At 71.0% G+C, this 3,385-nt stretch carries 5 protein-coding genes; 4 read left to right on the top strand and 1 reads right to left on the bottom strand.

The genetic code is table 11. The annotated features are described in order from the left end of the window. Positions 1 to 853 (top strand): phosphohexomutase domain-containing protein (locus tag ACESL7_RS14555; RefSeq protein ID WP_487247761.1); only part of this gene is annotated, 853 nt, incomplete at its 5' end. 131 nt (positions 854 to 984) lie between these two features. Beyond that, the gene (locus ACESL7_RS14550) at positions 985 to 1,146 is read left to right on the top strand and encodes a hypothetical protein (protein WP_372894021.1); all 162 of its coding nucleotides are present in this window, start codon (positions 985 to 987) and stop codon (positions 1,144 to 1,146) included. Between the two features lie 63 nt (positions 1,147 to 1,209). Here ACESL7_RS14550 and ilvC read toward each other — a convergent pair whose 3' ends face one another. Beyond that, entirely contained in the window at positions 1,210 to 2,232 is a 1,023-nt protein-coding gene (gene ilvC / locus ACESL7_RS14545) for a ketol-acid reductoisomerase (protein ID WP_372894020.1), read from the bottom strand. Between the two features lie 133 nt (positions 2,233 to 2,365). Here ilvC and ACESL7_RS14540 point away from each other — a divergent pair, with 133 nt between their 5' ends. Continuing rightward, positions 2,366 to 2,821 carry an Lrp/AsnC family transcriptional regulator gene (locus tag ACESL7_RS14540; RefSeq protein WP_372894019.1) on the top strand — a complete coding sequence of 152 codons (456 nt, stop codon included), beginning with the start codon at positions 2,366 to 2,368 and terminating at the stop codon, positions 2,819 to 2,821. After that, positions 2,818 to 3,270 (top strand): Lrp/AsnC family transcriptional regulator, encoded by a 453-nt coding sequence (locus ACESL7_RS14535; protein WP_372894018.1) that lies wholly within the window; start codon positions 2,818 to 2,820, stop codon positions 3,268 to 3,270. Before ACESL7_RS14540 ends, ACESL7_RS14535 begins: the two co-directional genes overlap by 4 nt. The last annotated feature ends 115 nt before the right edge of the window (positions 3,271 to 3,385 follow it).

Below are 3,385 nucleotides of genomic sequence, written 5' to 3'. Positions count from 1 at the left end.
ATCGACCTTTCCGCAGGGCATGCGTCTCGACGGGCTCAAGATCGTCGTGGACTGCGCCCACGGCGCCGCCTACCGCGCCGCGCCCGAGGTGCTCTGGGAACTCGGCGCCGATGTCGTGGCGCTCGGCACCTCTCCCGACGGCACCAACATCAACGACGGCTGCGGCTCCACCCGCCCGCAGGCCGCCGCCGAGGCGGTGGTGGCGCACGGCGCGGACGTCGGCATCTGCCTCGACGGCGACGCCGACCGGATCGTGCTCATCGACGAGACGGGCAGGGTGGCCGACGGCGACCAGCTGATGGCGCTCATGGCCGCGCGCTGGGCGGCGGAGGGGCGGCTCCGGGACGGCACGCTCGTCGCCACGGTGATGTCGAACCTCGGGCTGGAGCGCTTCCTCGCCGCGCGCGACCTGCGGCTCGAGCGCACGAAGGTGGGCGACCGCTACGTGGTCGAGGCAATGCGCGCGGGCGGCTGGAACCTCGGCGGCGAGCAGTCGGGCCATATCGTCCTGTCGGACTATGCCACCACCGGCGACGGGCTCATGGCGGGCCTGCAGGTCCTCGCCGAGATGGTGCGCAGCGGCCGGCCCGCCAGCCGCCTCGCCCGGCAGTTCGAGCCGGTGCCGCAACTCCTGCGGAACGTGCGCTACGCCACCGGCGCCGCCCCGCTCGACCAGGCCGGCGTGCAGGATGCGATCCGGGCCGCCGAGGCGCGCCTCGACGGGTGCGGGCGGCTCCTGATCCGCCGCTCCGGGACCGAGCCGCTGATCCGCGTCATGGCCGAGGCGGAGGACGAGGCGCTGATGGCCGAGGTGGTCGCCGAGGTGGTGGAGGCCGTCGAGCGCGCCGCCTGAGCGCTCGGCCCGTGACCGCATGTCGCGGAAACGCGCGGAGCGCCCCACCGTTGACCCGGTGACCCCGGCGCGGCGGCGGGGATCCTCCCCGGCGCCGGTCTGCCGGGCCTCAAGCCCAGGAGGTGACCGAGATGGAAGCCTACGTCATTCCGACGCTCGCGATCGTGACGCTCGGTATCGTCGCGATCATCGCGATCAACTCGAAACGCGTGACCGAAAAGCGCAAGCACGACCCCAAGGCCCCGGCCAGCGCGCTGGCCAGGGATGGCGACTCCCACCGCAAGGACGAGTGAGGGCGCGCGCCGCGCCGGACACGGCCCGGGCCACGCGGCCCGGGCCGGTCGTTTCTGCGCGGCTCAGTTGCGGTCCCGGTCCACCATCCGGCCGGCGGTGATCCACGGCATCATGTCGCGGAGCTTCTCGCCCACCTCCTCGATCTGGTGCGCATCGTTGAGCCGCCGCGTCGCCTTGAACATCGGCTGGCCCACCGAGCACTCCTGCATCCAGTCCCGCGTGAAGCGGCCGGTCTGGATGTCGGTCAGGATGGCTTTCATCCGCGCCTTCGTCTCGTCGTAGGGCAGCACCCGCGGCCCGCTGACGTATTCGCCGAACTCCGCCGTGTTCGAGATCGAGTAGTTCATGTTGGCGATGCCGCCCTCGTAGATCAGGTCCACGATCAGCTTCACCTCGTGCAGGCACTCGAAATAGGCCATCTCGGGGGCATATCCCGCCTCGACCAGTGTCTCGAAGCCCGCGCGGATCAGCTCCACCAGCCCGCCGCAGAGCACTGCCTGCTCGCCGAAGAGGTCGGTCTCGCATTCCTCGCGGAAGCTGGTCTCGATGATGCCCGAGCGCCCGCCGCCGATCGCCGCGCAGTAGGACAGCCCCAGTTCCAGCGCGCGTCCGCTCGCGTCCTGATCCACCGCCACCAGGCAGGGCACGCCGCCGCCCTTGACGTATTCGCCGCGCACCGTGTGGCCGGGCCCCTTGGGTGCCATCATGATCACGTCCACGCCCGGCTTCGGCTCGATCAGGCCGAAATGCACGTTGAGCCCGTGCGCGAAGGCGATCGCCGCGCCGTCCTTCAGGTTGTCGTGGACGTGTTCGCGGTAGGTCTCGGCCTGCAGCTCGTCGGGCATGGTGAACATCATCAGGTCGCACCAGGCCGCCGCCTCGGCGATCCCCATGACCGAGAGGCCCTCGGCCTCCGCCTTCTTGGCGCTCGCCGAGCCCTCGCGCAGCGCCACGACCACGTTGCGCGCGCCCGAATCGCGCAGGTTCAGCGCATGGGCATGCCCCTGGCTGCCGTAGCCGAGGATCGCCACCTTCTTGTCCTTGATCAGGTTAATGTCGCAGTCGCGGTCGTAATAGACGCGCATCGCTCGTCTCCTTGGTGCATGGGTGATGGCGCGCACTCTAGGCCGCCCCGGCGGAGAAGGGATTTTGTTTCGCCCGGAAACCTGACATTTTCCGCAATCATCATTCACGATATTGCTGGAAACGCCTCCTGCCATGCTCGACGACCTCGACCGCCGCCTCCTGCGCCAGCTGCAGGCCGACCCGGGCCAGAGCATGGCCGCGCTCGCCGAGCGCGCGGCCAGCACGCCCTCGGTCGCCTCGCGCCGTCTCGCCCGGCTCCGCGAGGCCGGCATCCTGCGCGGCACGCGGGCGGTCATCGACTGGCGCGCGCTCGGCTACTCGGTCGAGGTCTCGCTGCGCTTCACCCTCGACAAGACGCAGCCCAATGCCTTCGACGAATTCATCGCCGCCGCGCGCGAGGTGCCGGAGGTGCTTGAGATCCAGACCTTCCTCGGCTCCGTGGACGCGCGCCTCGCCGTGATCGCCCGCGACATGGCCCATTACCAGCGCATCTACCGGGAGCGCATCCTGACCCTGCCGCATATCGCCGACATCGAGGCGCTCATGCATGTCGCGCGCCTCAAGGACGCCGAGGCGCTGCCGCTGTGAGCCTCGACGCCACCGACCGCGCGCTCCTGCGCCTCGTGGCCGAGGATGCCACGCGGCCCGCCGCCGAGCTCGGCCGCGCGCTCGGCCTCTCGCAGCCCGCGGCCTGGCGCCGGTTGCGGCGGCTCGAGGCCTCGGGCGTCATCCGCGCGCGCCGCCTCGACATCGACCCGCAGGCGGCCGGCTTCGGCGTCACCGTCTTTCTCGGCGTGAAACTCGCCGCCAAGGGCCGCGCGAGCCTCGAGGATTTCGAGCGCGCCGCCGCCGCCATCCCGGAGGTGCAGACGATCGAGCACATCCTCGGCCTCTACGACTACCGCCTGCGCGTGGTCGCCCGCGACATCCCCGATTTCGAGCGCCTCCTGCGCCGGCGCATCATGACGCTGCCCGGCGCGGGCGCGGTGGAGGCCAACGTGCTGCTCTCGGAGGAACGCCGCCCCGGCCCCCTCTGACCCCGGCTCCCTTTGACCCCCGCTCCCTTTGACCCCGGCCCCATCATCTTGGCCCAAGTACTCTCGGGGGGTGAATTGGCCGTAGGCCAAGAGGGGGGCAGACAGCCCCCCTCCC

The sequence above is a fragment of the Rhodosalinus sp. genome, from assembly GCF_041685465.1.
In the GTDB taxonomy this organism is placed as follows: Bacteria; Pseudomonadota; Alphaproteobacteria; order Rhodobacterales; family Rhodobacteraceae; genus Rhodosalinus.
Note: the sequence above shows the minus strand (reverse complement) of the source record. Positions and strands in the feature narration are given on the sequence as shown.

Bases quoted from the DNA above. Each gene is read 5' to 3' on its own strand.
- ilvC (WP_372894020.1), bottom strand. From the start codon at position 2,232: ATGCGCGTCTATTACGACCGCGACTGCGACATTAACCTGATCAAGGAC.
- ACESL7_RS14550 (WP_372894021.1), top strand. From the start codon at position 985: ATGGAAGCCTACGTCATTCCGACGCTCGCGATCGTGACGCTCGGTATC.
- ACESL7_RS14540 (WP_372894019.1), top strand. From the start codon at position 2,366: ATGCTCGACGACCTCGACCGCCGCCTCCTGCGCCAGCTGCAGGCCGAC.